Below are 22,000 nucleotides of genomic sequence, written 5' to 3'. Positions count from 1 at the left end.
ATGTCGGTTCCTCCTGGTTTCGCTCGCGCTGCTGCGTGCGGAGCACTCGTGTTGGCCCTCGGCGCAGTCGCGGCGGTGCCAGCGATGGCTGCAGCTCCCGCCGCCTCTGGGCCTGCTGTGCCCGCGCCCTCGTGGCAGAAATACGTAGTCGGACCCGATACGTCTGACGTGAAGCCCACCGCGGTCGCGGCATCCACTGCGGGCGTGACCAATGCAGAGGGCGTTCTGGGCACGGGCGTCGCCACCCTCACCCGAACGCCGGCCCCGGCCAAGCCCACCTGGCCGGCTGGCACGTCGGCAACGGCATCATCGTTCGCCGGGGCGAACACCGACAACGGTCTGCCGCGCAGTTACGAACCCAGCAACGCGCTCGACGGCAACCCGGCGACGTTCTGGAACGACAACACGTACGGCGCGTATCCCGATTCGCTCACCATCACGTCGCCGACGCCCGTCACTGTGCCGGGCATCACGCTACTGTCGAACAGCGATGGCGTGCCCCAGGACTACACGGTCGACACGTGGGACGGCAGCGCCTGGCACCAAGCCGCTGCGGTGACGGGAAGCACCGACCTGCAGCGGGCCGTCTCGTTCGACTCACCCGTCACGACCACTCAGGTTCGTATCACCGTGACGAAAGACCAGTCCACAGGTAAGGGTGAATACACCCGCATCGCTGAGGTGTATCCCGGCCTGATCGAGGCCGACGTGGTTCCCAGCATCACTGTCGACTTCGGCAAGGTCGTGGTGGGGTACCCGAAGATCAGCTTCGCCGGGGCATCCGGAAACCACCCCGGTCTGAGGCTGGCGTTCTCTGAGACGAAGCAGTATCTCACCGACACCTCAGACTTCACGCGCTCGAACAACGGAGACACGATCACCCCGGGTACAGACCAGATTGCGGTGGCAGCTGCACCGTACAGCTGGAAGGGTGCGCACGGCTGTGCCGACGGCACGAAGGTGTGCGCCGATGGGCTGCACGGTTTCAGGTACATGAAGATCTCGCTCGACGCGCTCGCGGCTGACGCGCCCGACACGGCCAACACCGGCACCGTGAGCATGAGCGGAGTCTCGCTCGACTTCACAGCGTTCGTCGGTAACGCCGCCAGTTACACCGGGTGGTTTCAGTCATCAGACGAAGACCTCAACCGTTACTGGTACAACGCTTCGTACACCAACGAGCTCATCACTGACACATTCAGAAAAGACGATGTCGACCCGCGTAACTCGTACTCGGCCAGCCTCGATGGCAAACTCGTGCTCACCGACGGGGCGAAGCGCGATCGAGACCCGTACGTCGGCGACGTGGCGGTCTCGGGGCGCACGGCCTACCTCACGCACGACGTGAGCATCGCGGCCAAGAACGTGCTCGCCGACCTCGCCGATCACCAGCGCGCCGACGGCTGGATTCCGCCGGCATCGATCAGCAACTACTCCCTGCCGCTGTTCGACTACCCGCTCTGGTGGGTGACAAGCAGTTGGGACTACGAGCTCTACACCGGCGACACCGCTTACGCCGAGCAGTACTACCCCAACCTGCAGAAGGTGCTGAACACCTGGTACCCCTCCGTCACCGACAGCAATGGTTTGCTCTCGAAAGGCCTGAACGGCACGGGCGGTTACGGTGACTACGCGTTTCTCGGTCGAACCGGTGAAGTGACCTACTACAACGCGCTCTACGTTCAGGCGCTGACCGATGCCAGCAAACTCGCCGCGCAGCTCGGTCACGCCGACGATGCTCAGACCTGGGCCGACCGGGCGGCCACAGTGTCGGCAGCCATCAACGCCCACCTGTGGGATTCGACGGCCGCCGCGTACCTCGACTCGAACGTCGGCGATGTTCGACACGCTCAAGACGGCAACGGCATCGCGATTCTGGCGGGAGTCGCCGGGCAGCAGAGAGCCACTCAGGCGCTCGACTACCTCTCGGCCAACACCACGCTGCCGTATGGAAACTCGTTCATGGACAACGACACCCTTGTTTCGGATGGCTCGCAGCGGGTGTACGCCTTCACTTCGTATCCTGAGATTCAGGCGCGGTTTCTGTCGGGCCAGGCCGACTCGGCGATCGATGAGATCAAACGACTCTACGGCTGGATGGAGAGCCAGGATCCGGGCGTGACCGATTGGGAAGGTATCGGTGCGAACGGGTCGATGTACGAGGGCGGATTCACCTCGGCGGCTCACGGCTGGTCGACCGGTGTTCTACCGGCCCTCACGAATGATCTGCTCGGGGCGACGCCCACCGGTAGCGGGTTCAGCACGTGGACGGTAGTGCCGCACCCGGGTTCGGTGACGTGGGCCCAGGGCCAGCTTCCGACGCCCCACGGGCCTCTGGCCGTGAGCTGGAACACCGCACCGGCTGGCCAGTTCGCCCTCACTGTCACCTCACCCGCCGGAACCTCGGGCGATGTCGCAGTGCCGGTGAGCGATAGGTCAGCAAACGTGTTCGTCGACGGCGTGGTGGCGTGGAACGGCGAAGCGTCGGTGGGCGACTTCGCCGCCACGCGCGGAGCCGACGGTTACGTCACACTGCACGCAGTGGGCGCGGGTACGCACGTGGTCACGGTGGGTGCAGCTGTGGTGGTGGCACCCGGTGGCGGCACCGGAGGCGGCGCTACCGACCCGGGTGACGGTTCGGGGAGCGTAGGCGCGGGCACGGGAGCAGGGGCCGGTTCCGGTTCTGGCACATCCACGATCGCGGGATCGGGGGCCACCCACCTGGCTGCCACCGGGTTCGACGGGCTGCCCTTGGCCCTCGGCGGCTTCGCCCTCGCCGCGGCCGGCAGTGTGCTACTGCGCATGCGACTGCGCGCCCGCCTGGGTATGCGCTCGAACGCTAACCGAGGCCCAGGGCGGTGAGCTGCCACTGAAGGGCCGCGGCGATGTGCTCCGAATAAGCGGTGGTGAGGTGCACGTCGTCGTACTTTGTGGGCAGGGTTCCGGCGAAGGCGGGGCATCCGGCGGGCACGCAGCTGAAGGGCAACGACGAGATGAAGTGGTCGCCCTCGCCGAGTGCCGCCTGGGTGGCAGCGGCGAAGTCGGTGAAGGCCGGATCGACGGCGGTGGCGCAGTCGCGGGGGCTTGAACGAGGGGAGTAGCACTGGTTCAGGTCGGCGCCGAGAGGCGGGGGTGCGAGGTAGACCAGTCTGCCGGGTACGTTGTATTTCGCTGTCTCGGTGACGGTCGAGGCCACGAGTGCTGAGGTGCTGAGGGCGGCGCCGTTGGGGGACTTGCCGAGGGCGTACGCGTTCGACACGATGACGAGCTGGGGGTTGTCGGCCACGATGGCGCGGGCGATGTCGCTCTTGCGTTGCGGGCAGGCGGCCATCACGCCGTCGCCGTCGTTGGCCACCGCGGCATCGGTGAAACGGCAGCCGTACAAGCCGATAGTGGTGATCTTCCAGCGGCCGCCGCTGCCTTCGGCAATCGATTTGAAGGCGGGGGCGTAGGCCATCGCGGTCGAATCGCCCACGAGATAGAGGTGCTTCGACGCGTTCGGGTCGCCCCACGTGCACGACCCGATGTCTGGTGTTGCGCCGATGTCGAAACAGGCCTTCGCGGGGTTGTCATTCGAGGTGGTTCGCATGACGTCGTCGAGCGAGGGCGATAGTGTGCTCGGCCAGGCGGTCGCTTGAAGTGCTTCTGAGAGATCGGCCTGCAGCTGAACAGCTGGGTCGACCGACGAGGGCTGGGGCTCGGCGGGTATGCCCGGCGCGCTCGGGTCGATGCTCGCGAGCCCGGGGTCACCGGATGCTCCGGCCAGCGGTGCCACACCCCGGCCCGACATCTGAACGCCGGCGAAGACCACGACCACGATCGCGATGAGACCGACGGTGGCGAGAATGAATTGCGCGCCGAACCGATCGCGCCAGGCCTGCCACGCTTCGCGTCGAACCTCAGTGGTGCCCCGTGGTTCGAGCCACGGGGATCGGTGCAGGGGCTGTTCGACGAGGTAGTAGGTCACTACCGAGAGCGCCACGATCATGCCGGCGACCAGGGCCAGGTTCTGCGGTGTTTCGACCGGCACGAGTTGCAGCGAGAACACGATGACGGGGAAATGCCACAGATACAGCGAATACGAGATGTTGCCCACAAAGCGGCTGAGCGGGTTGGTGAGCAGAAAGAGATGGCCCTGGGGGCCGCCGATGCCGGCAGCCAGAACGAGGAGCGTGCCCGCGACGGGTGCTGCGGCCCAGGGGCCCGGAAAGGGAAGGGTGTCGCTCATCAGCAGGATGCAGGCCAGCAGCACGAGCAGGCCGAGCCAGCCGAGCACGAATCGTGCGGCTGCGGGGAGTTTTCTGAACTGGGGCGCTGTGAGTGCCAGCAGTGCTCCGGCAGCCAGCTCCCAGGCGCGGGAGAGCGTGGAGAAGTAGGCCGTTGTGGGCGAGGCTGCGGTTTCGAAGACGGCGTACACGAACGAGAAGGCCACAATGGCGGCGATCACACTGCCGACGACGAAGCGAGCACGGGTGCGAGCCTGGCCGCGGCCGCGGCCAGGGGCGAGTGCGAAGAGAAGCAGCAGCAGCCATGGCCAGACGAGGTAGAACTGCTCTTCGACCGACAACGACCAGAAGTGCTGCAGCGGCGAGGTGGGGCCCGCGGCCTGAAAATAGTCGGTGCCCACGGCGGCGAACCGCCAGTTGGCGGTGTAGAAGAACGAGGCAACGGCATCCCACACGGTCTCGAGCGCGCGGGTCTGGTTGAACAGGAACCAGGCTCCGCCGACGGTGGCGATGAGAACGGTCGCTGCGGCAGGAACGATGCGTCTGACACGTCGGGCGTAGAACCGGGCGATGGGATGCGAGGTATCGGTCTCGGTGGGAATGCCAGTGCCGTTGCGGTCGCGAACGAGGATGCCTGTGATGAGAAATCCGGAGATGACGAAGAAGATGTCGACACCGACGAACCCGCCCGTCGGCCACCCCACAAGATGGTTCGCGATGACGGCGATCACGGCCAGCGCCCGCAGCCCCTGAATGTCGCGGCGAGCATCCGGAGCCGCCGGGGTACCGGTGGCGGTGGGCCCGGCGGTGGTGGATGAAGCGCGCTCGGCCTCGGATTCAGACGTCATGCGCCCCCCTTTTCGCTGTCAAGGCTACCGGGCCTGTTTGCGCCCCGAAGTTCTCGGCCTCAGCGCCCCTCTCTGCAGCACTTCGCCGCGGCCGTCGTGAAGCACACCCTCACAGCAGCGTGGCGAGCATCAGGCCCACGGTGAAGTCGAACCGTTCGTGCCCGGTGCCAGAGGTCAACTCGGTGGCGTACCGTCGGGTGTTCGGAAAGGTGTCGGCCGGCAGGGCGGAGAAACGGCGAAGCACCTCGTCGCGCTGCTCGCGGCCGACGACCCCGTCGGCGTCGGGGCGGCCGGTGTCGCCGGCGCGGCCGGAGCCGTCGATTTCGTCGGTACCGCCGGAATCGATTCCCCCTCGTGCGGCGAGCGAGATCTCGAGCGTGTACGCACCCACATAGAGATAGAGAGCGTCGATCGCCCAGGCCGCGGTCTGTGGGTCGATGCCGGCGGTGACCAGGATGGCCAGCATGCCCTCGGCGACGCGCAGTACATCGAGGTCGGTGGCGACCATGGCGAAGGCGGCCCGCGAAATACCCGGGTACGCCAGGTACTGGTCACGCAGCTGCGCGCAGACGTCGGCGATCTGCTCGCGCCAGCGTGCCGCGTCGGGCGTGGGCAAGACCAACTGGTTGCAGAGCCGGCCGATGATCAGCTCATCGAGGTCGGCCTTGTTCACGACGTGAGCGTAGAGAGAGGCAGGGCCGGTGTCGAGCAGCTTCGCCACGCTTCGCATTGTCAGCGCATCGTAGTTCTGGGTGGCGACGACCTCGAGCGCGGCATCGGTGATGCGCTCGACGGTGAGCGGCAGTTTTCGTGGGGTGATGGATGCTGCGGGGGCCGACGGCGACGGGGCATGGCGGTCTCTGCGGCGTTGTCTTGGGTTCGCGGGCATGCTGACATCGTACCTTGACACGAACGTGGTTCGCGGCATATAACTAAGTACGTCATTACGAACATTGTTCGTTCATAACCATCTCGATCACCGTGATTCATCACGAAAGGAGCGCCCATGAGCGCCCAGCGCCACCCCGACGAAACGATAACCGCAGCCGGTGGGGCGCCTGCGTCTGCCTCCTCTCCCACATCGCTGCGAGCGGCGGGGTTGGCTCTGGCCGGTCTCTCGGCCATCTTTCTGTTCGAGATGCTCGACAACTCGATTCTGAATGTTGCGCTGCCGACGATCGGGCGCGATCTGCACGCATCGACGACCGGTCTGCAGTGGGTGACGGGTTCGTATGCCGTGGTCTTCGGTGGGCTCATGCTCGTCTTCGGCGCAGTGGCCGACCGGTTTGGCAGGCGACGCATCATGCTTATCGGCCTGGTGCTGCTGGGCGTGGCGAGCCTCGCGACGGCGTTTGTGACTACCGCAGACCAGCTCATCGCCGTTCGCGTTGTGATGGGCATCGCGGCGGCCATGACGACTCCCGGCTCGATGGCGCTGGCGTTTCGTCTGTTCGACACCGAGAGCCTGCGGGTGCGCGCGATCACGCTCATTTCGACGGTCGGTCTGGTCGGCCTCGCCGTGGGCCCCACGGTCGGCGGCCTGGTGCTCGCGATCGCCCCGTGGCAGGTACTGCTGCTGGTGAACGTTCCGATTGCGGCGCTGGCTTTTGTGGGCATCCGGTTCGGAATCGCGCGTGATGACGCGGCCGACCTGCACCGCGACCCGATCGATGTCGCGGGCGCAGCGCTCGGCACGGCGACAATTGTGTTCGCGCTGGTTGCGCCGACGCTGTTCGTGAACGAGGGTGCGGGCTCGTGGCTGCCGTGGGCCATGACGACGGCGGCCGTCGCGGGGGCGATTGCCTTTGTGCGGCGGGAGCGTACGGCTCGGCATCCGCTGCTCGATCTGAAGCTCATCGCCCGCCCGCTCGTCTCGAGCGGCCTCGCATTCAAAGCTGCGGCCGGCTTGGCCACCGCGGGCCTCGGCTACATGGTGACGCTGCAGCTGCAGCTCGCCTGGGGGTGGCCGCCCGCCCTCGCAGCCCTCGGCATGCTGCCGCAGGTCGTCGTGCTGCTCGGGGCCGGGCCGTTCGTCAACCCGTTCGTCGAACGCGTCGGTCTGGGCCGGGCAGCGTGGCTGAGTGCGTCGGCGGTCGTGATCGGGCTCGCCGTCTACGCGGTACTCGGGAGTTTCGGGTACGCGTGGGTGGCGATCTCGCTGGCCCTGGTGGCCGCCGGGCTGCGGGTGGTGGGCGTGGTCGCCGCGGTGAACGTGCTCAACGGTCTGCCGAAGAACAGAACCTCCATCGGTGCCGCCCTCAGCGACTCTGTGACGGAGGTCGCCTCGGCCATCGGTGTCGCCGTGACCGGAACGGTTCTGGCTGCGGTGTTCGTCGGTACCCTTGCCTCGACGAACTGGGTACCTGCGCAGACGGCCCAGTTTCAGCAGGCGATCACCATTTCGGCGCTCAGTCTCACCGTCATCGCGGCTGCCCTTGTCGGGTGGGGAATCGTGCGCACTCGGCGGGCGGGTGCGGGCGGCGACGATGCTGCGAATGGGGCAGTGGAAACCCGGGGAATGGGGCAGGAGTAGCCCGGGGAATGGGGCAGGAGAAACCCGGGGAATGGGAGATATTCCGCCGAAAGCGACAAGGTTGCAGGTGTATAAAGGGCTCACGATGATCCGCTAAGGAGCCCACCCGCAATGACCGTTTCGACCCCGATCACCCTCGCCTCTGCCGGCCCGCTGCTGTTCTCGCCTGAGCTTTCGCCGAGCGGCGGTGCCGTGCTGTTCGTCGCCGATGTGGCCGCGGCGACGGTGTTCGCGTTCGAACTCGAGCCCGAAGGCGCGGCCCAGGAGGGGGCGCAGCGTGTTCGGGTCGAGCAGCTCGACGCCAAGCTCGCTTCCCTGCTCGGGGTGGAGCGCGGGGGTGCGATCATCCGGGGGATGACCGTTCACCCGCAGTCGCATGCCGTGTATCTGTAACTGAAGAACGGGGCGCTTGTGCGGGGGCGCACGGTGGCCGAACTGGGCCCGATGAACCAGCCGTTCAGCCTGGTCTCGTACGACCGTGACGGCCAGGAGTTTCTGCTGGTGTCGAACACGCGGCATCCGCTGCTGAAGATCGCGGCCGCTTCGATCGCAGGCCAGGCGGGGCTGACGCAACCGATGTCGGAGCCGGGGGCGCCGCTCGGCGTCGAGCGCGAGACGCTCGACGCGCATGCCGGCGTCACGTGGATGGCCTCGCTCGACCGCGGCGCCGTGGTGGTGGTGCAGAACGACGACGGAGAGCAGCGGCTGCGCACACTCGAGGCGGCGGTGCTCTGAGCGATTCGGGCAGCGATTCGGGCGGCGATTCGGGCAGCAATGCGGGCGGCGTGTCGGCTGCCGTCGGTCTGCCCGGCGACGCTGGCAGCGTGCGGGCCGCGTGGGTGGAGGGTGCTGTGATCGTGAACGGTCGGGCCCTGCCAGGCCTGCCCGACCTCACCAGAGGGAGTGCCGCGCACGGCTCTGCCGACGCGTGGCCCCGCGCGCTCGCTGTGGTTCCCGCCGACGCGGTGCTCGGCACTGCAGACCTCGTTGCGATGGCGGGGTCGTGGCAGCGGGAGATCGGCGGTCTGCGTTTCACGCCGCGTTTCGCCGCCGCGCCGGGCAGCGTCTTCGTGGTGGCTCGCCGCGACCCCGCGAGCGGCGTGTGGGCCGAATGCGCCCGGGTGGCGGTGCCGGGCGGCCCACCCCCTCGCCTCACCACCGTCGTCTCGATCGACCCCGGCGGCGGCGAGGTGCCCGCGAACCTGTTGCGCTTCGCCGTCACCTTCTCTCACGAGATGCCCGAAGGTAGTTCAGCCGGGCAGCTGCGCCTCCTCGACGCGAACGGCACTGAGATCGCGGGAGCCCTGTACGACCTCCCTCCCGAACTGTGGGATCGCAGCCGCCGACGCCTGACCGCGCTGCTCGAACCGGGTCGCATCAAGCGCGGCCTGCAGCCGAATGCCGTGGTCGGCGCGCCGCTCGTCGAGGGCGCTACCGTGACATTCAGCGTGGGTTCGGGGCTTTTGGATGCCCGGGGCGCCCTGCTCTCAACGGGCGCTTCGCGCAGCTTCCGCGTCGCGGCGCCCGTGCGCTCCCGCGTCGATCCGGCCCGGTGGGAGTTGCGCTGGGCGGCATGCGGCGCCTCCCGCGGTTGCGTGCTGGGCGGCGATGCGCTCGTGGTTCGGTTCGAGAGGCCGCTCGACCGCGCGCTCGCACTGAGCTGCATTCGCCTTCGAGACGGTCGCGGGCATCCGGTGCCCGGTATGGTCTCGGTCAGCTCTGATGGCTCCGAGTGGGCGTTCGCCCCAGCTGCCATTACCGCCAGCGCTTCGCGGGCAGATTGGCGACTGCACATTGCCACGCGCCTCGAAGACCTCGCCGGAAACTCGGTGCGGCGCGTGTTCGACCGCGACCTACGGCTGCGCGAAGACGACGGTATCGACGCTGCCGAGGTCGTGCGTGCGCTGCCCGCGTGATCGTCGGCCGCATGCTCCAAATCGACCGATAGAACACCTCCAAATCGAACGATAGAACACCTCCAAATCGAACGATAGAACACCTCCAAATCGAACGATAGAACACCTCCAAATCGAACGATAGGGCTTTGGAAGTTCGGGCGTCGGGCTCCTAGCCGAGTTGCGAGACCGCCGCGCGCAAGCGGTCGAGCGACCCGTGCATCAGGTCGGCCAGCTCGGTGGGGCTTTCGGTGGGTGACTCGTCGGCGACCCACGCCGCGAATGCCTCTTTGAAGGCGAGTAGCCCCAGTTCGGCCGCCGCGGAGGCAACGGGGTCGGGCACGCCTCGAGCACGCAGGGCATCCGTCATGGCTGCCGCCATGCCTACCCGCTTCAGGGCATCGCGCTGCTGCAGTTCGGAGCTCGAGGCGATGACCGCCGCAAGCCGGGGGGCCAGTTCGCGGTTGAACTGCGTCATGGTCGCCGCCGCGTGCGCGAGGCCAGCACCCACCGCCTCGAGCGGGGTTGCCGACGCGGGCGCGGCCGTGATGCCGTCGGCCAGGAGCCGCGAGAGGGTCTCCTGCCCGGCAGCGAGAACCTCGCGCTTGTCACTGAAGTGGCGAAAGAAGGTGCTCTTCGTGAGCCCAGCCCGTTCGGCGATCTCGGCGACCGTGGTGTCGTCGTACCCCTGGTCGGTGAAGAGCTGCAGGGCGGCGACGACGAAGCGTGCACGAGCATCAGGTTCCCAACGAGGCATGGGCCCAGTCTATCGACGCGACAAGAGTCGCATCACGGTGCTAGGGTGATGGGAGTCAAGTCGCATCACAAAAGGAGCTTCTCATGCGTGTTTTTGTCACAGGTGCCTCAGGGGGCATCGGCTCGGCCGTCACCGCCGAACTCATCGCCTCGGGCCATGAGGTTCTGGGCCTGGCCCGGTCGGAGGGCTCGGCCCAGATCATCGAAGCGCTGGGCGCAACCGTTCTTCGGGGCGACGTCGACGATGCGGGCATCCTGACAGCCGGAGCAGAGCAGAGCGACGGGGTCATTCACCTCGCCTTCAGTAACGATTTCACCAAGTTCGCAGAGGGAGTCGCCGAAGAGGCGTTTGCGCTCGAGACGCTCGGCGCGGCGCTCATCGAGACCGGCAAGCCGCTGGTGATCGCGTCTGGCACGCCCGGTGTGGCCGGGCGCGCGTCGACCGAGCATGACCCTGCGCTGGTCGATGGGCCCGTGGGAGGGCGCGGCCGCAACGCCCAAGGCGTGCTGAAACTGGCTGAGAAAGGGGTTCGTTCTGCCGTCGTTCGCCTGCCGCGCTCGGTTCACGAGGCCGGGGTGAGCTACGGGTTCGCCGGCATTCTCATCACCGCCGCCGAGCGCTCGGGCGTCTCGGGGTTCATCGGCGACGGCAGCCAGCGCTGGCCCGCCGTGCACCGACGCGACGCCGCAACACTGTTTCGGCTCGTGCTCGAACAGGCCGAAGCGGGCACGGTGGTGCACGCCGTCGCCGACGAGGGCGACACGATGCGCTCCCTCGCCGAGGCCATCGGTGGTCAGCTCCGGATGCCCGTCGAAGCGGTTGCGGCAGAGAACTTCGGTTTTCTCGGAGCCGTCTTCGCCGCAGACCAACCCTCATCGAGCACCTGGACACGTGACACGTTCGGCTGGCGCCCCACGCACCCGAGCATGCTCGCCGATCTGGCTGCCGGGGGTTACCCGGTGCTGGCAGGCTGAGCTCGGGAGCAATTCGGGAGCAATTCGGGAGCAATTCGTGACCGACCCGGGCGCGGCTCGGGACCGGCCCGACCGGCTACGGTGTCAGCACGATGCGCCCGAACACTTCACCCGCATCCATCCGGCGGTGTGCGTCGGCGGCCTGCGCGAGCGGCAGCACGTCGTGCACCACGGCGACCAGTTCGCCCCGGGCCGCCGCCTCGAACTGCTCGGAACGCACCCGGTTGCGCTCCGCGATGGGCACGGTGTTCAGGCTGACGGTGGCGAACGAGAGCGACCGCTGAAAGCCGCGCATGAGCGGCATGCCGAAATCGGCGGGTGGGTAGCCGGCCACGATGCCGACCGACACGAAGCGCCCGTTCGGCGCGAGGCGGTCGAAGAAGCTCGGCAGTGCCTCGCCGCCGACGATGTCGATCACGACGTCGAATTCGTGCGGGGCCTCGGTGCTGCCATCAACGCCGGCAACAGAGTTGCTGTTGCTGTTGCTGTTGCTGTTGCTGTTGCTGTTGCTGTTGCTGTTGCTGTTGCTGTTACCGTCGCGGTCGAGCACGTCGGTCGCGCCGAGCGCTCGCAGGCGGTCACCGCGCTCGGGTGACGACGTGGTGACGCCGATCACAGGCTCCGCCCGGCCTGCGCCGCGCGCCGCCGCGAGCTGCACCGCCATGATGCCGATGCTCCCCGCGGCCCCGCGCACCAGCACCGACTCACCCGCCGCGAACCGGGCGTGAGCGAGTGCGAAGTGCGCCACCGGCCCGGCGCTGCCGAGCGTCACAGCGTCGATCGCCGAGAGACCCTCTGGCAGGCTTGTCACATCGTCAACCGCGGCGACCGCCCGCTCGGCATACCCGCCGCCCACGCCCGTGAATGCCCACACGCGCTTGTCGAGCCACGCTCTGTCGACCTCCTCGCCGACCCCGATCACGCGCCCAGCCACCTCGCTGCCGGGAATGTGCCCCGAGACGAATGCGGCGCTGCCGAGCGTTCCGCGCCGGATGACCGCGTCGACGCCCCCGACACCGACTGCCTCGACCGCGATGAGCATCTGGCCGGGCCCCGCCACCGGTTCGGGCAGCTCGACCACGGTCATCCCGCTCGCATCTCCGAAGGTTTCAATCGCCACTGCTCGCATTGCCGTCATCGTTTCTGTCGTGGGATGTTCGGAGTACTCCGTCACCCGGTCGTGAGTTCATTCGAGACAGTACCGGACGCCCACGTCCACTTCGATAAAGTGAGAGGTATGGCCACTCGATTGCCTCAGATGCTGCGCGCCGACGCGGAGGAGAACCGTGAGCTCGTGCTCGACGCGGCGCGGGCGCTGTTCTCCGAACGCGGCCTCGACGTACCTCTGCGCGAGGTGGCCCGCCGCGCCGGAGTGGGCCCGGCTACCCTGTACCGCCGCTTTCCCACAAAACAGGCACTCATCGACGAGATCTTCACCGACGAACTGCGCGCGTGCCGGGCGATCGTCGACGAAGAGTGCGCCGACCCTGACCCCTGGCGAGGGTTCTGTGCGGTGCTCTGCCGCGTGGGCGAGCTGAATGCGATGAACCAGCGCTTCATCGATGCGTTCCTGTCGACGGATGCCCGGTCGATCGACCTCGACGCACACCGCGCCGCGCTCCTGGGTTCGCTCGCCGAACTCTCCCGTCGCGCGCAACGTGCGGGCGGATTGCGGGCCGACTTCGTGCTCGACGACTTAGTGCTCTTTCTTGCGGCCGCACGCGGGCTGCCCGGCGGCAGCGTGCAGCAGAGGCTCGCGGGCGCTCGTCGGTTCGCCGAGCTCGCCATCGACGCGTTCAGGGCGTGACGGCGACGCTGTTGCCCGTGACCAGCCTGAGCGAACCGGCTTTCGAGTTGCTGTGAGCGGGCGGAGACAGTGCCGGCAGACCGGGCATCGCAGAAGCATCCCCCGAACAGGGTAAGTTTGGCACGCTGCGGGCGCTGCCTGCGCAGACAAGGGGTACCGTGGGATTTTTTGACAGCTTCTGGAACATCGTCAGTGTCTTCTTCTGGACATTCGCGTTCATCGCCTACCTGATGGCTCTCTTCTCCGTCATTGGCGATCTCTTTCGTGACCACACGATCGCCGGCGGATACAAGGCCATCTGGATCATTTTCCTGGTGTTCATCCCGTTCCTCACCGTGCTCGCGTACCTGATCTTCCGCGGTCGCGGCATGGCCGAGCGCCAGGCTGCCAACGTGAAGCAGGCCCAGACCGCGGCCGACAACTACATCAAGACTGTCGCGGGCCTCAGCCCGTCTGACGAGATCGTCAAGGCCAAGTCGCTGCTCGACTCGGGCGCCATCAACCAGCAGGAGTTCGATTCGCTGAAGGCGCACGCCCTCAGCGTGACTCCTTCGGTCTGAGAGACCACGCGGCTGTGAAGCCCTGCTGTCACTGCTTCGGCTGTGACCGCAGGGCTTCTGTGTGTGCGGCGCCGGTCGCGCGCACGACGAGGGTGACCAGCACAACAGCCGTGGCTGCGATGACGGCGGTGGCCGCAACCGGGCCGGAGTCGAGCGAGCCGGTGATGCGGGAGACCGCCACCCACACCAGCCCCCAGGCGAGCGAGGCGGCGGGCGCGAACCGCCCCTTGCTCCAGAACGCCACGAGTACGCCGATGAGCCCGGCCACGCCGACGACCAGCACGCCCCAGAGGGTGGCCGACCATCCGAAGCCCCTGAAACCAGCGGTCTGCAGAAACGACGTCAGATTTGCGGCGGTCGCGATCGAGACCCAGCCGAGGTAGAGACCGATCGTCGCATCGACGAGCAGCGTCTCGACGATGCCCTGCCGGCGGGCCCCCGTCGCCCGAGTGTTCAGGGCGAGCGCGAAGGCGTAGACGAGCGAAAGCAGCAGCAGCACGATGATGATCGCGCTGAGGGGGAGGAGCCCCGCCTGGATGCTCAGAATCCAGGCCGCGTTCAAGATCAGCGTCGCGGCGATGGGGTAGCCCAGGGTGCGCTGGCGGGCATCCGTTCGCTGGGCCGGCAGCAGCTGCCACACGGCGTAGGCCACGAGCCCCACGTAGATGACGCTCCAGATGGAGAAGGCGGGGCCGGCCGGGGCGATGAGGGTGGCGTCGGCTCCGAGGGCTCCGCCTGCGGCTTCGGCGATGGGGGTTCCGCCCGCCGCTCCCGAACCGATGAACGACCCGACCACGGCGATGACGGCCGAAACGGCGACGACGACGTGGCGAACGATGTCTCTGATCTGCACGGTGGCCTCCGGATGCTCGGCCGGCGCTCATCGCCGGGCCCCTCTATTCACCCACACTCCGCGCGCTTCTGCCCTGGGCTTGCGCTCCGCCCGGTCGTGGGCGACTCGGTCCAGCACTCCGGCTCTGCCCGGCGTCACTCAGCGGCGCGTGCCAGGGTGCGGCTACATCAGGTTGAGGATCTGGGCGGCCTCGAGGCCCGCCGTGTCGAGTAGGTCTTCGAGCAGGCCGCGGCCCTCAGGCGGGCAGGTGCCGCGCAGCCGCGCGAGAGGCGCGCACAGCGGTGATCATGCCGGTAAGGGTGGAGTTGCAGGCGAGCGGGGTGGGCACGACGCCGTTGCCTGCGAGGTAGAGGTTGTCGAAACCCCACACCCGGGCATCCACATCGCAGACGCTCGTACCGTCGTCGACGGGGCCGAGGCGCACGGTGCCGGTGTAATGCAGCGACGAGCCGGCCGCGAGCAGGGCCGAGTCACGGTCGGGGTCGAAGTCGCCGAGGGCGCGGCCGGCGAGGGCCTGGCTCTGGCGGCCCCGCTCGATGAGGGCGAGGTCGGCGTCGCTGTAGGAGAAGTGCACGCTCAGGCGCGGCATGCCGGCGGGGTCGAGTTCGGTGTCGGAGAACTCGAGGCGGTTCGCGGCTCTGGTCTCGGTGGGCACGTACCACGACAGGCCCACGGCGTACCCGACGATCTCGCCGGCCTCGTCGGTGATGGGCGAATCCATGATCTGGCCGTGAAACGGCTGGCCCTCGCCGCTGGTCGGCAGCCAGTACGAGCCGATGAAGTGTTCGCCTTCGCGCGGCAGGGTGAGGGTGCTGAGGTCGATGCCGAGGCGCTCGTGGTCTGCCGTGACGCGCCCCGAGAGAAAAGCGTGCTCGTTGAGGTTCTGGCCGAGGGCTTCGGGTCTGATTCCGGATGCCCACAGCAACTGCGGCGTACGAATGGTGTCGGCGCAGACCACCACCACGGTCGCCTCGATCAGGTACGTCTCGCCGGTCTCGATGGTGCGTACCGTCGCGCCGGAGACGTGGCCGCCGGCGTACTCGAGCCGCGTGCAGAGGGTGCCCGGGCGCAGCTCGAACAAGGGGTCGCCGCCGGTGGCGATCGGCTCGAAGATGCGGTTGGGGCCGGTGCGCAGCATCTCGCCGCTGGGCGAGGCGGTGGCAGCGTGCATGTCGGTGCCGGAAGCATCGGTGCCCGTCGTCGGGGTGACCGCCATCGGCATCGGCTGGGGGTGCCGGCCTTCGGCCGAGGCGGGCCCGAACACCTCGTCGAGGGCGGCGATCATCGTGTCGCCGGGTGCCCCTGAGGAGTACGGGTGGGGGTCGACGTGCAGCAGCTTCTGTGCGGAGGCGAGATCGGCCTGCCATTGCCCCTCGGGCGCACCGGGAGCCGCGAACGCCTCGAAGGCGAACGGCCACGGGGTCGCCGCTGTCCAGTGCACGCCCATACCGCCCGCATTCCAGGCCACGGCGCTCGCGGGCATGGCGTCGGCGTCGGCGCCGAAGGCCGAGAGGTTGTATATGCCGGGTTCGGCACCCACTACGGTAGGGCCGATGTCGGCGGTCGTCTCGGCGCCCAGGTAGTGCGACTGCACGCCGGTGGAGACGCGGGCGTTGTAGCGCGACCAGATGGCTTCGTCGGGGGAGTCGTGCAGATGCTGGCCGGCGACGGAGCCGATAACGGTGCCGGCATCGACCATGAGGATACGGGCACCGGGCCGGGCGTCACGCAGCTGGCGGGCGACCCCGGCGGCCATGATTCCGCCGCCCACAATCAGAACGTCAACCGAGTTGCCGAGCATCCGTTGTTCTCCCTTGCACGCCGTTCAAAAGTAATTCAGCTACTTTGTAGCATAAATACGTGACGGTTGTGTTTCAGCGAACCAGCGGCCCGAAGATCTCGACATCGCTGCGGTCGAGCGCGTACTTCACCGCACCGACCAGAACCGCGTCGCCCCCGAGGCTCGACGCGCGGAGCTCGACGCCGGGCGCCCCGGTGCGTTCCATCTCTGCCGAGAGCCTCGACACCAGCAGTTCGCCCGCCACCTCGACACCTCCGCCGAGAACAATGAGGGGCGGGGCAAGGGTCCACGAGAGGGTGCGCAGCATGCCCGACATCACCTGCGCGAACTCGTCGAACAGGCCGAGAGCTGCGGCGTCGCCCCGCCGAGCCGCCGCGACGATGAGTTCTGCGCCGCCTCGAAGCGCAGGGTCGGGTGATGTCAGGTACGACAGCGGATGGTTCTGAATGTCGCCGAACCCGAGCGTCTCGGCGTGCACGATCTCACCCGCGCCGCCGTTCACGCCGCGGTAGATCTGGTTTCTGATCACGATGCCGGCGCCCTGCAGCTGCCCGGGAATCAGCCAGATGAACGTGTCGACAGCCTGCGCCGCGCCCTGCCACTGCTCGCCGAGCGCCGCCAGGTTGGCATCGTTCTCGGTGAAGATGGGAAAGTCGAACGTGTCGGCCAGCGCCACCCCGATGCTCACATTCGACCACGCCGGTTCGTTCGGCAGCGAGAGAATGTAGCCGTCATCGCTGATTGTTCCGCCCGAGGCGATGGTGCACGCGATCACCGAATTCTTGGTGCGCCCGGATGTTCGAAGCACCGCCTTGATGGCGCTCGCGATCACCCGGGTGGTCTCTTCGGGCGACTCACGGCTGTCGACCTGTTCGCGTCGACGGCCGAGAATACTGCCGCGCACGTCGGCCACCACGGCGGTCACCGACACCAGGTCGATCTGCACGCCGATCAGCAGCCGATTGTCGGGCTTGAACTCGAAGAACCGCGGCGGTCGACCCGCCCCGTACTGGCCGGGCGAGGGCGGGGTCTCCCGTACCCACCCGCTCTCGACGAGATCGCTCAGAATGGCCTCGGTGGTACGCCGCGAGAGGCTGGTGAGTTCGAGCAGCTGCGCCATGGTGAGAGCCGGTGAGCCGTACAGCGCCCGCGAGGTGAGGCCCTGGTTGAGCTTGCGCATTGCCGCGGGCTGCAGAGCGGGCATCCGGTGTCCTTATCTGTGAGCTGGCATCGGTGTGGTGGGCTGCCGGGGTGGCGAGTGAGAGCTTAGTTCGAAGACGAACCCAGCACCTCGGCGCGCACCGATTCGACGAAGGTGCGGGCGGCGATCATCTCGCCGATCGGGTCGGGGGTGGCGTCGAGTTCGAGCAGAGTCACGTCGGAGTGCCCGGTGCTCTCCATCAGCCGCGCCCAGCTGCGCCAGTCGACGACGCCCTCGCCGAGTGTGCACATGTACTCGCGATGGGCGGTGTGGATGCCCGCATCGATCGGTACATCGGCCGGCATCGGGCCCGTGGCGTCTTTCCAGTGTGCGATGACCACTCTGTTTCGCCACGGCTCGACGACCTCGACAGGGTTGCTGTCGCCGAGCGTGATGTGGGCGGTGTCGGGGCAGAGGAACACGTAGTCGGGGTCGGTCAGCGTCATCATGAGCTGAATGTCGCGGGCGGTGTAGAAGATCGAGTGCGCCTCGGTGTGCAGCGCGGTCTTCACCCCGAGTGAGAGCGAGCGGTGCCCGATGTGGTGCAGGGCATCCGCCACCCTGCTCGCGAGGCCGAGGTCGGCGAAGACGGGCGGCGTGCTGCCGACGGTGGCGCGCATCGGCGGGCCGACCACGAGGGTGTCGCCCCCGGCGGCGGCGAGAAACTCGAGGTAGGGGGTCACGGCGTCGGCCGCCGCGGCCGGGTCGAGATCGGCGCCCTGCAGGCCGTAGAACCCGCTCTTCAGTGTCAGATTGCGGGAATCGAGCTCGCGGCGGAAGCCCTCGGCCGAACCGAAGACCTGCAGTGCGGTGGTGAAGTCGGCCGGGGGAAACGTCATCTCGATGTGGCTGATGCCCGATTCGCTGAGGGCGTCGAAGATGGTGCTCCAGACGGTTTCGGGCGCCGAGTTGCGTAGCCGTTCGAACTCCTCGTCGGTGCTGAGCCCCCAGAACGACGGGTGGAAGAAGGTGATGAGGTCGACACCGTAGTGGGTGGGCATGGCGGGCTCCATTCGAGGTAGATCTCAGTATTATGCGATATCCGCCCGAAATGTTACGAACGTGAGAAGTTTTGGGCGAATACCGCAAAATTCGTTGATACGCCCTCGAAAACCCAATAGCTTCGGTTCTCACGAGCGGCACCCAGCGCCGGTCGCCCTTCCCGCACCACTGTCTCGCCACCCGACATAAACAGGAGTGTCATGAACTTTTCACGAAAGCGGCCGGCCACGAGGCTGCGCCTTGTCATCGCCCTCGGCGTGACGACGGGCCTCGCCGTCACGGGCTGCGCCAGCGCCAGCGACTCGAGCAGCGGAGGAGCCGCCACCAGCGCTGCCACCTCTGCCGCAGGAACACTGCCGTCTGCACTCGTCGATGCGGCCGTCGCTGCAGCGAAGACCGCCTCGGGCGGAATACAGTTCGGCGGCGAGATCAACATTCTCGGCGTGACCAGCGGCGACGAGGCAAAGGCCCTCACCGATGCCATGGCGCCGTTCACCACCGCCACCGGCACGAAGATCAACTACACCGGCAGCCAGGACTGGTCGACGGTTCTCGCCACCGGCATCGCCTCGAACAACGTTCCCGACATCGTCGACGCCCAGGGCGCCGGTACTGCACTCACGTACGCCAAGCAGGGCCTCTTTCTGCCGCTGAACTCGATTCTCGGCGACACACTGAAGGCCAACTACAGCCAGGGCCTGCTCGACGCCGTCACCGTGAACGGCGACACCTACGGCATCTGGGGCGAGACCGACGCCTTCATGGTCTGGTACAACACCAAGACCTACACCGGCCCCACCAAGCCGGCCTCCTACGACGAGCTCAACACGTGGGCCACCACCCAGGCCGCGACCGGTGTCGCCCCGTGGTGCATGGCGCTCGAAGCCGGGCCGGGCTCGGGCTTTCGGGCCGAGTCGTGGGTCGAGAACATGTTCCTGAAGATGTACGGCCCCGAGAAGCTCGCCGCGTGGGCGAACGGCACCCTGCCGTTCAACTCACCCGAGGTGAAGGCGGCATTCCAGCGCTATGCCGACGTGGCCGGCTCGAAGACGATGGTGAACGGCGGCCCGCAGACGGTCGTCTCGACGTCGTTCCTCAACTACACCACGGGCATGTTCAGCTCCCCGCAGCAGTGCCAGCTCTCGCTCTGGGGCAACTACGCGGTGGGGCTCACCACGAGCACCTACCCGAACGTGCAGGTTCCCGGTGACATGAACTTCTTCACCGTTCCCGGTGCGACCCCCGCTGCCGACACCGCGCAGAACACCGCCGGTCACGTGCTCAGCGCGCTCAAGTCGAAAGACAGCCCCACGGTCGAGGCGTTCATGAAGTATTGGGCGTCGAGCGACGCACAGTCGCTGATCGCGGCAAGCGGCCGCTGGTCGGTCGGCAATAAGAACGTCGCCCTCGCGAGCTACCCGAACGCCACGATGAAGGCCTCGGCCGACCTGCTGAACAACGCCTCGACGATCGTGATCGGCCCGACCGGCACCATGCCCACCGCCGTGGTGGCCGCTTGGGACAAAGCCAACATCGCCATCGCCCAAGACCCATCGACCCTGGATGCGCAACTCGACGCAATCCAGGCGCTGGTGCCCGCCAACTAGCCCATGCCCAGTCTGATCGCACTGGTCGTCGGCGCGGTCGCGCTTCCGGCCGTCACGATTCTCATCGTGGCGGCCGCGGAGTGGGTCATCTCTCACCTGCGACCGAAAGCCCAGCGCCGAGTGCGCCCCTGGGTGTGGCTCTCCCTCGCCTGCATCATGATCGCGGTGACCCTGATCTACCCGATCGTGGTGTCGCTCGGCCTGAGCCTGCGCGGTGCCGATGGGAGCGCCTGGGCGGGCTTCACCAACTTCATCTGGGCGTTCGGCACCGAGATGCGCCCCATTCTGCTCAACAACCTGCTCTGGCTCATCGTGTTTCCTGTGGGCGTCACCGCGGTCGCCGTGCTGATGGCCGTGCTGCTGAACAAGGTGCGCTACGAGAAGGTTGCGCGGGTCATCCTCATTCTGCCCACCGCCGTTTCATTCACTGCTGCTGCCGTCACGTGGCGCCAGATGTACACCTATGCCCCCGCCGGCCGCACCCAGCTCGGTGTGTTCAACGCGGTGCTGCAGGCGTTCGGCATCGAACCGGTGGCCTGGCTCGCACGCCCGGCCGGTGCAGACCAGTGGATGAACAACCTCTCGCTCATCATGGTGGCGGTGTGGGCATCCCTCGGTATCGCCCTGCTCATCATCACGGCCGCGGTGAAAGCGGTTCCGCAGGAACTCAACGAGGCCGCCCGCCTCGACGGGGCCTCGGAGTGGGGCGTGTTTCTGCACGTCACGCTGCCCACCATCTGGCCGAGCGTGCTCACCGTGATCACCACCCAGATCATGTTCGCGCTGAAGATCTTCGACATCGTCTACATCATGACGAACGGCAACAACGGCACCGATGTCGTGGCCAACAAGCTCTACAACGAAGTTTTTCGCAACCCCACCAACCTCGGCCACGCGGCCGCCATCGCCGTGCTGCTGCTGGTCGCCGCGATTCCGGTGCTCTGGCTGAACCTGCGCAACATGCGAAAGGAAGGCCTCACATGAGTGTCGCCCTGCCCAAGAGGCGCAAAGCGAAGATTCCGATTCTGACGCGGGTGCCGCGCTGGGTCGTACATGTGGTGATCTTCGTGTTCTGCGCGGTGTGGTTCACGCCGCTGCTGGCCATGGTCGCCACGTCGCTGCGCACCAACCCCGACACCGCGGCCGGCGGCTGGTGGATGATCTTCGTGAAGCCGCTCGTCACGCTCGACAATTTCACCCGGGCCTCCGACCTGCTCGAGCTGAACACCAGCCTCGTCTCGACGCTCGCCATCGCGGTGCCCTCGACGATTCTCACCGTGATCATCTCGGCCTTCGGCGCCTACGCGCTGGCCCGCATGCACTTTCGCGGCAAGGCGTTCGTCTTCATTCTGCTCGTGGCACTGCTGGCCATCCCGCCGCAGCTCGCCATCACGCCCTTGCTGCAGCTGTTCGGGCACCTCGGGCTCGGTGGGTCGATCGCCACGGTGTGGATCTGGCAGGTGGGGTTCACCGTGCCGTTCGGCATCTTCTTGGTGCGCGGCTACCTGTTCACGCTGCCCGAAGAACTCATCGAGGCGGCACGAATCGACGGGGCGAGCGAATTCAGGCTCTTCTTTCAGATTGTTCTGCCGCTGATCACGCCCATTCTGGCGTCGCTGGCGATTCTGCAGTTTCTGTGGAGCTGGAACGACCTGCTCACCCCGCTGGTGTTCATGGGAGTCGCCAATCACGAGGCCCCCATCACCCTGCAGCTCGCCTCGCTCTTTCAGACCCAGAGCGGCCTCGGCCAGAATTCGGTGGCCGCCGGCGCCTTCATCTCGGTGATTGTTCCGCTCGCGGTGCTCATCGGCCTGCAGCGGTATTTCGTCGCTGGTATCACGGGCGGCTCACTCAAGGGATGATGGACTCACTGCTCCGCCCCACCTCGTCTCACCCGCACTCGAGAGGCTCCGCACATTCTCGCTCTCACTGACTA

The 22,000-nt window shown here is 67.2% G+C and carries 19 protein-coding genes; 11 read left to right on the top strand and 8 right to left on the bottom strand.

The genetic code is table 11. From position 1 onward, the window contains the following. Positions 1–2,862, top strand: a complete 2,862-nt coding sequence (locus tag D4765_RS09650; protein ID WP_201799278.1) for an alpha-L-rhamnosidase-related protein — start codon at positions 1–3, stop codon at positions 2,860–2,862. Here the strand turns inward: D4765_RS09650 and D4765_RS09645 are convergent. Then, complete coding sequence (locus D4765_RS09645; protein WP_136642091.1) at positions 2,840–5,074, bottom strand: acyltransferase family protein; 2,235 nt, start codon at positions 5,072–5,074, stop codon at positions 2,840–2,842. The two genes, D4765_RS09650 and D4765_RS09645, sit on opposite strands and share 23 nt — an antisense overlap. A 109-nt stretch (positions 5,075–5,183) precedes the next feature. Next, positions 5,184–5,963 (bottom strand): TetR/AcrR family transcriptional regulator, encoded by a 780-nt coding sequence (locus D4765_RS09640; RefSeq protein WP_136642090.1) that lies wholly within the window; start codon positions 5,961–5,963, stop codon positions 5,184–5,186. A 117-nt stretch (positions 5,964–6,080) separates the two neighbouring features. On the opposite strand from D4765_RS09640, the gene D4765_RS09635 reads away from it, so the two are divergent. The 4 genes from D4765_RS09635 to D4765_RS09620 all read left to right on the top strand — a co-directional run bounded on the left by D4765_RS09635 (position 6,081) and on the right by D4765_RS09620 (position 9,523). Further along, positions 6,081–7,607 carry an MFS transporter gene (locus D4765_RS09635; protein WP_136642089.1) on the top strand — a complete coding sequence of 509 codons (1,527 nt, stop codon included), beginning with the start codon at positions 6,081–6,083 and terminating at the stop codon, positions 7,605–7,607. A 111-nt stretch (positions 7,608–7,718) separates the two neighbouring features. Continuing rightward, positions 7,719–8,000, top strand: a complete 282-nt coding sequence (locus tag D4765_RS09630; protein ID WP_136642088.1) for a hypothetical protein — start codon at positions 7,719–7,721, stop codon at positions 7,998–8,000. 51 nt (positions 8,001–8,051) lie between these two features. Next, positions 8,052–8,342, top strand: coding sequence for a hypothetical protein (locus tag D4765_RS09625; RefSeq protein ID WP_136642087.1), 291 nt, complete (start codon positions 8,052–8,054; stop codon positions 8,340–8,342). Positions 8,343–8,392: 50 nt separating this feature from the next. Then, the gene (locus D4765_RS09620) at positions 8,393–9,523 is read left to right on the top strand and encodes a hypothetical protein (RefSeq protein WP_136642086.1); all 1,131 of its coding nucleotides are present in this window, start codon (positions 8,393–8,395) and stop codon (positions 9,521–9,523) included. A 151-nt stretch (positions 9,524–9,674) separates the two neighbouring features. Here D4765_RS09620 and D4765_RS09615 read toward each other — a convergent pair whose 3' ends face one another. Continuing rightward, complete coding sequence (locus tag D4765_RS09615) at positions 9,675–10,259, bottom strand: TetR/AcrR family transcriptional regulator (protein ID WP_136642085.1); 585 nt, start codon at positions 10,257–10,259, stop codon at positions 9,675–9,677. 83 nt (positions 10,260–10,342) lie between these two features. On the opposite strand from D4765_RS09615, the gene D4765_RS09610 reads away from it, so the two are divergent. Further along, positions 10,343–11,233 carry an SDR family oxidoreductase gene (locus D4765_RS09610; protein ID WP_136642084.1) on the top strand — a complete coding sequence of 297 codons (891 nt, stop codon included), beginning with the start codon at positions 10,343–10,345 and terminating at the stop codon, positions 11,231–11,233. Positions 11,234–11,309: 76 nt separating this feature from the next. On the opposite strand, the gene D4765_RS09605 is transcribed toward D4765_RS09610, so the two are convergent. Further along, positions 11,310–12,362 (bottom strand): zinc-binding dehydrogenase, encoded by a 1,053-nt coding sequence (locus D4765_RS09605; RefSeq protein ID WP_136642121.1) that lies wholly within the window; start codon positions 12,360–12,362, stop codon positions 11,310–11,312. A gap of 108 nt (positions 12,363–12,470) precedes the next feature. Between D4765_RS09605 and D4765_RS09600 the strand changes: the two genes are divergently transcribed. After that, on the top strand, positions 12,471–13,040 hold the full coding sequence (locus D4765_RS09600; RefSeq protein WP_237280348.1) for a TetR/AcrR family transcriptional regulator: 570 nt from the start codon (positions 12,471–12,473) through the stop codon (positions 13,038–13,040). Between the two features lie 158 nt (positions 13,041–13,198). Next, positions 13,199–13,600 carry an SHOCT domain-containing protein gene (locus tag D4765_RS09595; protein ID WP_237280347.1) on the top strand — a complete coding sequence of 134 codons (402 nt, stop codon included), beginning with the start codon at positions 13,199–13,201 and terminating at the stop codon, positions 13,598–13,600. 28 nt (positions 13,601–13,628) lie between these two features. Here D4765_RS09595 and D4765_RS09590 read toward each other — a convergent pair whose 3' ends face one another. The 4 genes from D4765_RS09590 to D4765_RS09575 form a co-directional block, all read right to left on the bottom strand. Beyond that, positions 13,629–14,453, bottom strand: a complete 825-nt coding sequence (locus tag D4765_RS09590; protein WP_338054632.1) for a tryptophan-rich sensory protein — start codon at positions 14,451–14,453, stop codon at positions 13,629–13,631. Positions 14,454–14,688: 235 nt separating this feature from the next. Further along, positions 14,689–16,254: a GMC oxidoreductase gene (locus D4765_RS09585; RefSeq protein WP_136642083.1), complete on the bottom strand. Its 1,566-nt coding sequence runs from the start codon at positions 16,252–16,254 to the stop codon at positions 14,689–14,691. A 73-nt stretch (positions 16,255–16,327) separates the two neighbouring features. Next, complete coding sequence (locus tag D4765_RS09580) at positions 16,328–17,458, bottom strand: ROK family transcriptional regulator (protein WP_136642082.1); 1,131 nt, start codon at positions 17,456–17,458, stop codon at positions 16,328–16,330. A gap of 62 nt (positions 17,459–17,520) precedes the next feature. Next, complete coding sequence (locus D4765_RS09575) at positions 17,521–18,456, bottom strand: sugar phosphate isomerase/epimerase family protein (protein ID WP_161580404.1); 936 nt, start codon at positions 18,454–18,456, stop codon at positions 17,521–17,523. Positions 18,457–18,657: 201 nt separating this feature from the next. Between D4765_RS09575 and D4765_RS09570 the strand changes: the two genes are divergently transcribed. From D4765_RS09570 to D4765_RS09560, 3 genes are read left to right on the top strand one after another with little or no spacing between them, the layout of a single operon-like run. Then, the gene (locus D4765_RS09570; RefSeq protein WP_136642080.1) at positions 18,658–20,064 is read left to right on the top strand and encodes an ABC transporter substrate-binding protein; all 1,407 of its coding nucleotides are present in this window, start codon (positions 18,658–18,660) and stop codon (positions 20,062–20,064) included. 3 nt (positions 20,065–20,067) lie between these two features. Next, positions 20,068–21,048, top strand: coding sequence for a carbohydrate ABC transporter permease (locus tag D4765_RS09565; RefSeq protein ID WP_136642079.1), 981 nt, complete (start codon positions 20,068–20,070; stop codon positions 21,046–21,048). Continuing rightward, positions 21,045–21,926, top strand: a complete 882-nt coding sequence (locus D4765_RS09560) for a carbohydrate ABC transporter permease (RefSeq protein ID WP_136642078.1) — start codon at positions 21,045–21,047, stop codon at positions 21,924–21,926. Before D4765_RS09565 ends, D4765_RS09560 begins: the two co-directional genes overlap by 4 nt. Positions 21,927–22,000 lie beyond the last annotated feature (74 nt).

It is taken from the genome of Subtercola vilae, from assembly GCF_004923255.1.
Classification (GTDB): Bacteria; Actinomycetota; Actinomycetes; order Actinomycetales; family Microbacteriaceae; genus Subtercola; species Subtercola vilae.
The sequence above is the reverse complement of the archived record's forward strand: the minus strand, read 5'-3'. Positions and strand labels throughout refer to the sequence as shown.

Bases quoted from the DNA above. Each gene is read 5' to 3' on its own strand.
- D4765_RS09570 (WP_136642080.1), top strand. From the start codon at position 18,658: ATGAACTTTTCACGAAAGCGGCCGGCCACGAGGCTGCGCCTTGTCATC.
- D4765_RS09565 (WP_136642079.1), top strand. From the start codon at position 20,068: ATGCCCAGTCTGATCGCACTGGTCGTCGGCGCGGTCGCGCTTCCGGCC.
- D4765_RS09615 (WP_136642085.1), bottom strand. From the start codon at position 10,259: ATGCCTCGTTGGGAACCTGATGCTCGTGCACGCTTCGTCGTCGCCGCC.
- D4765_RS09585 (WP_136642083.1), bottom strand. From the start codon at position 16,254: ATGCTCGGCAACTCGGTTGACGTTCTGATTGTGGGCGGCGGAATCATG.
- D4765_RS09635 (WP_136642089.1), top strand. From the start codon at position 6,081: ATGAGCGCCCAGCGCCACCCCGACGAAACGATAACCGCAGCCGGTGGG.
- D4765_RS09600 (WP_237280348.1), top strand. From the start codon at position 12,471: ATGGCCACTCGATTGCCTCAGATGCTGCGCGCCGACGCGGAGGAGAAC.
- D4765_RS09610 (WP_136642084.1), top strand. From the start codon at position 10,343: ATGCGTGTTTTTGTCACAGGTGCCTCAGGGGGCATCGGCTCGGCCGTC.
- D4765_RS09645 (WP_136642091.1), bottom strand. From the start codon at position 5,074: ATGACGTCTGAATCCGAGGCCGAGCGCGCTTCATCCACCACCGCCGGG.
- D4765_RS09605 (WP_136642121.1), bottom strand. From the start codon at position 12,362: ATGCGAGCAGTGGCGATTGAAACCTTCGGAGATGCGAGCGGGATGACC.
- D4765_RS09580 (WP_136642082.1), bottom strand. From the start codon at position 17,458: ATGCCCGCTCTGCAGCCCGCGGCAATGCGCAAGCTCAACCAGGGCCTC.
- D4765_RS09560 (WP_136642078.1), top strand. From the start codon at position 21,045: ATGAGTGTCGCCCTGCCCAAGAGGCGCAAAGCGAAGATTCCGATTCTG.
- D4765_RS09650 (WP_201799278.1), top strand. From the start codon at position 1: ATGTCGGTTCCTCCTGGTTTCGCTCGCGCTGCTGCGTGCGGAGCACTC.
- D4765_RS09630 (WP_136642088.1), top strand. From the start codon at position 7,719: ATGACCGTTTCGACCCCGATCACCCTCGCCTCTGCCGGCCCGCTGCTG.
- D4765_RS09575 (WP_161580404.1), bottom strand. From the start codon at position 18,456: ATGCCCACCCACTACGGTGTCGACCTCATCACCTTCTTCCACCCGTCG.
- D4765_RS09640 (WP_136642090.1), bottom strand. From the start codon at position 5,963: ATGCCCGCGAACCCAAGACAACGCCGCAGAGACCGCCATGCCCCGTCG.
- D4765_RS09625 (WP_136642087.1), top strand. From the start codon at position 8,052: ATGAACCAGCCGTTCAGCCTGGTCTCGTACGACCGTGACGGCCAGGAG.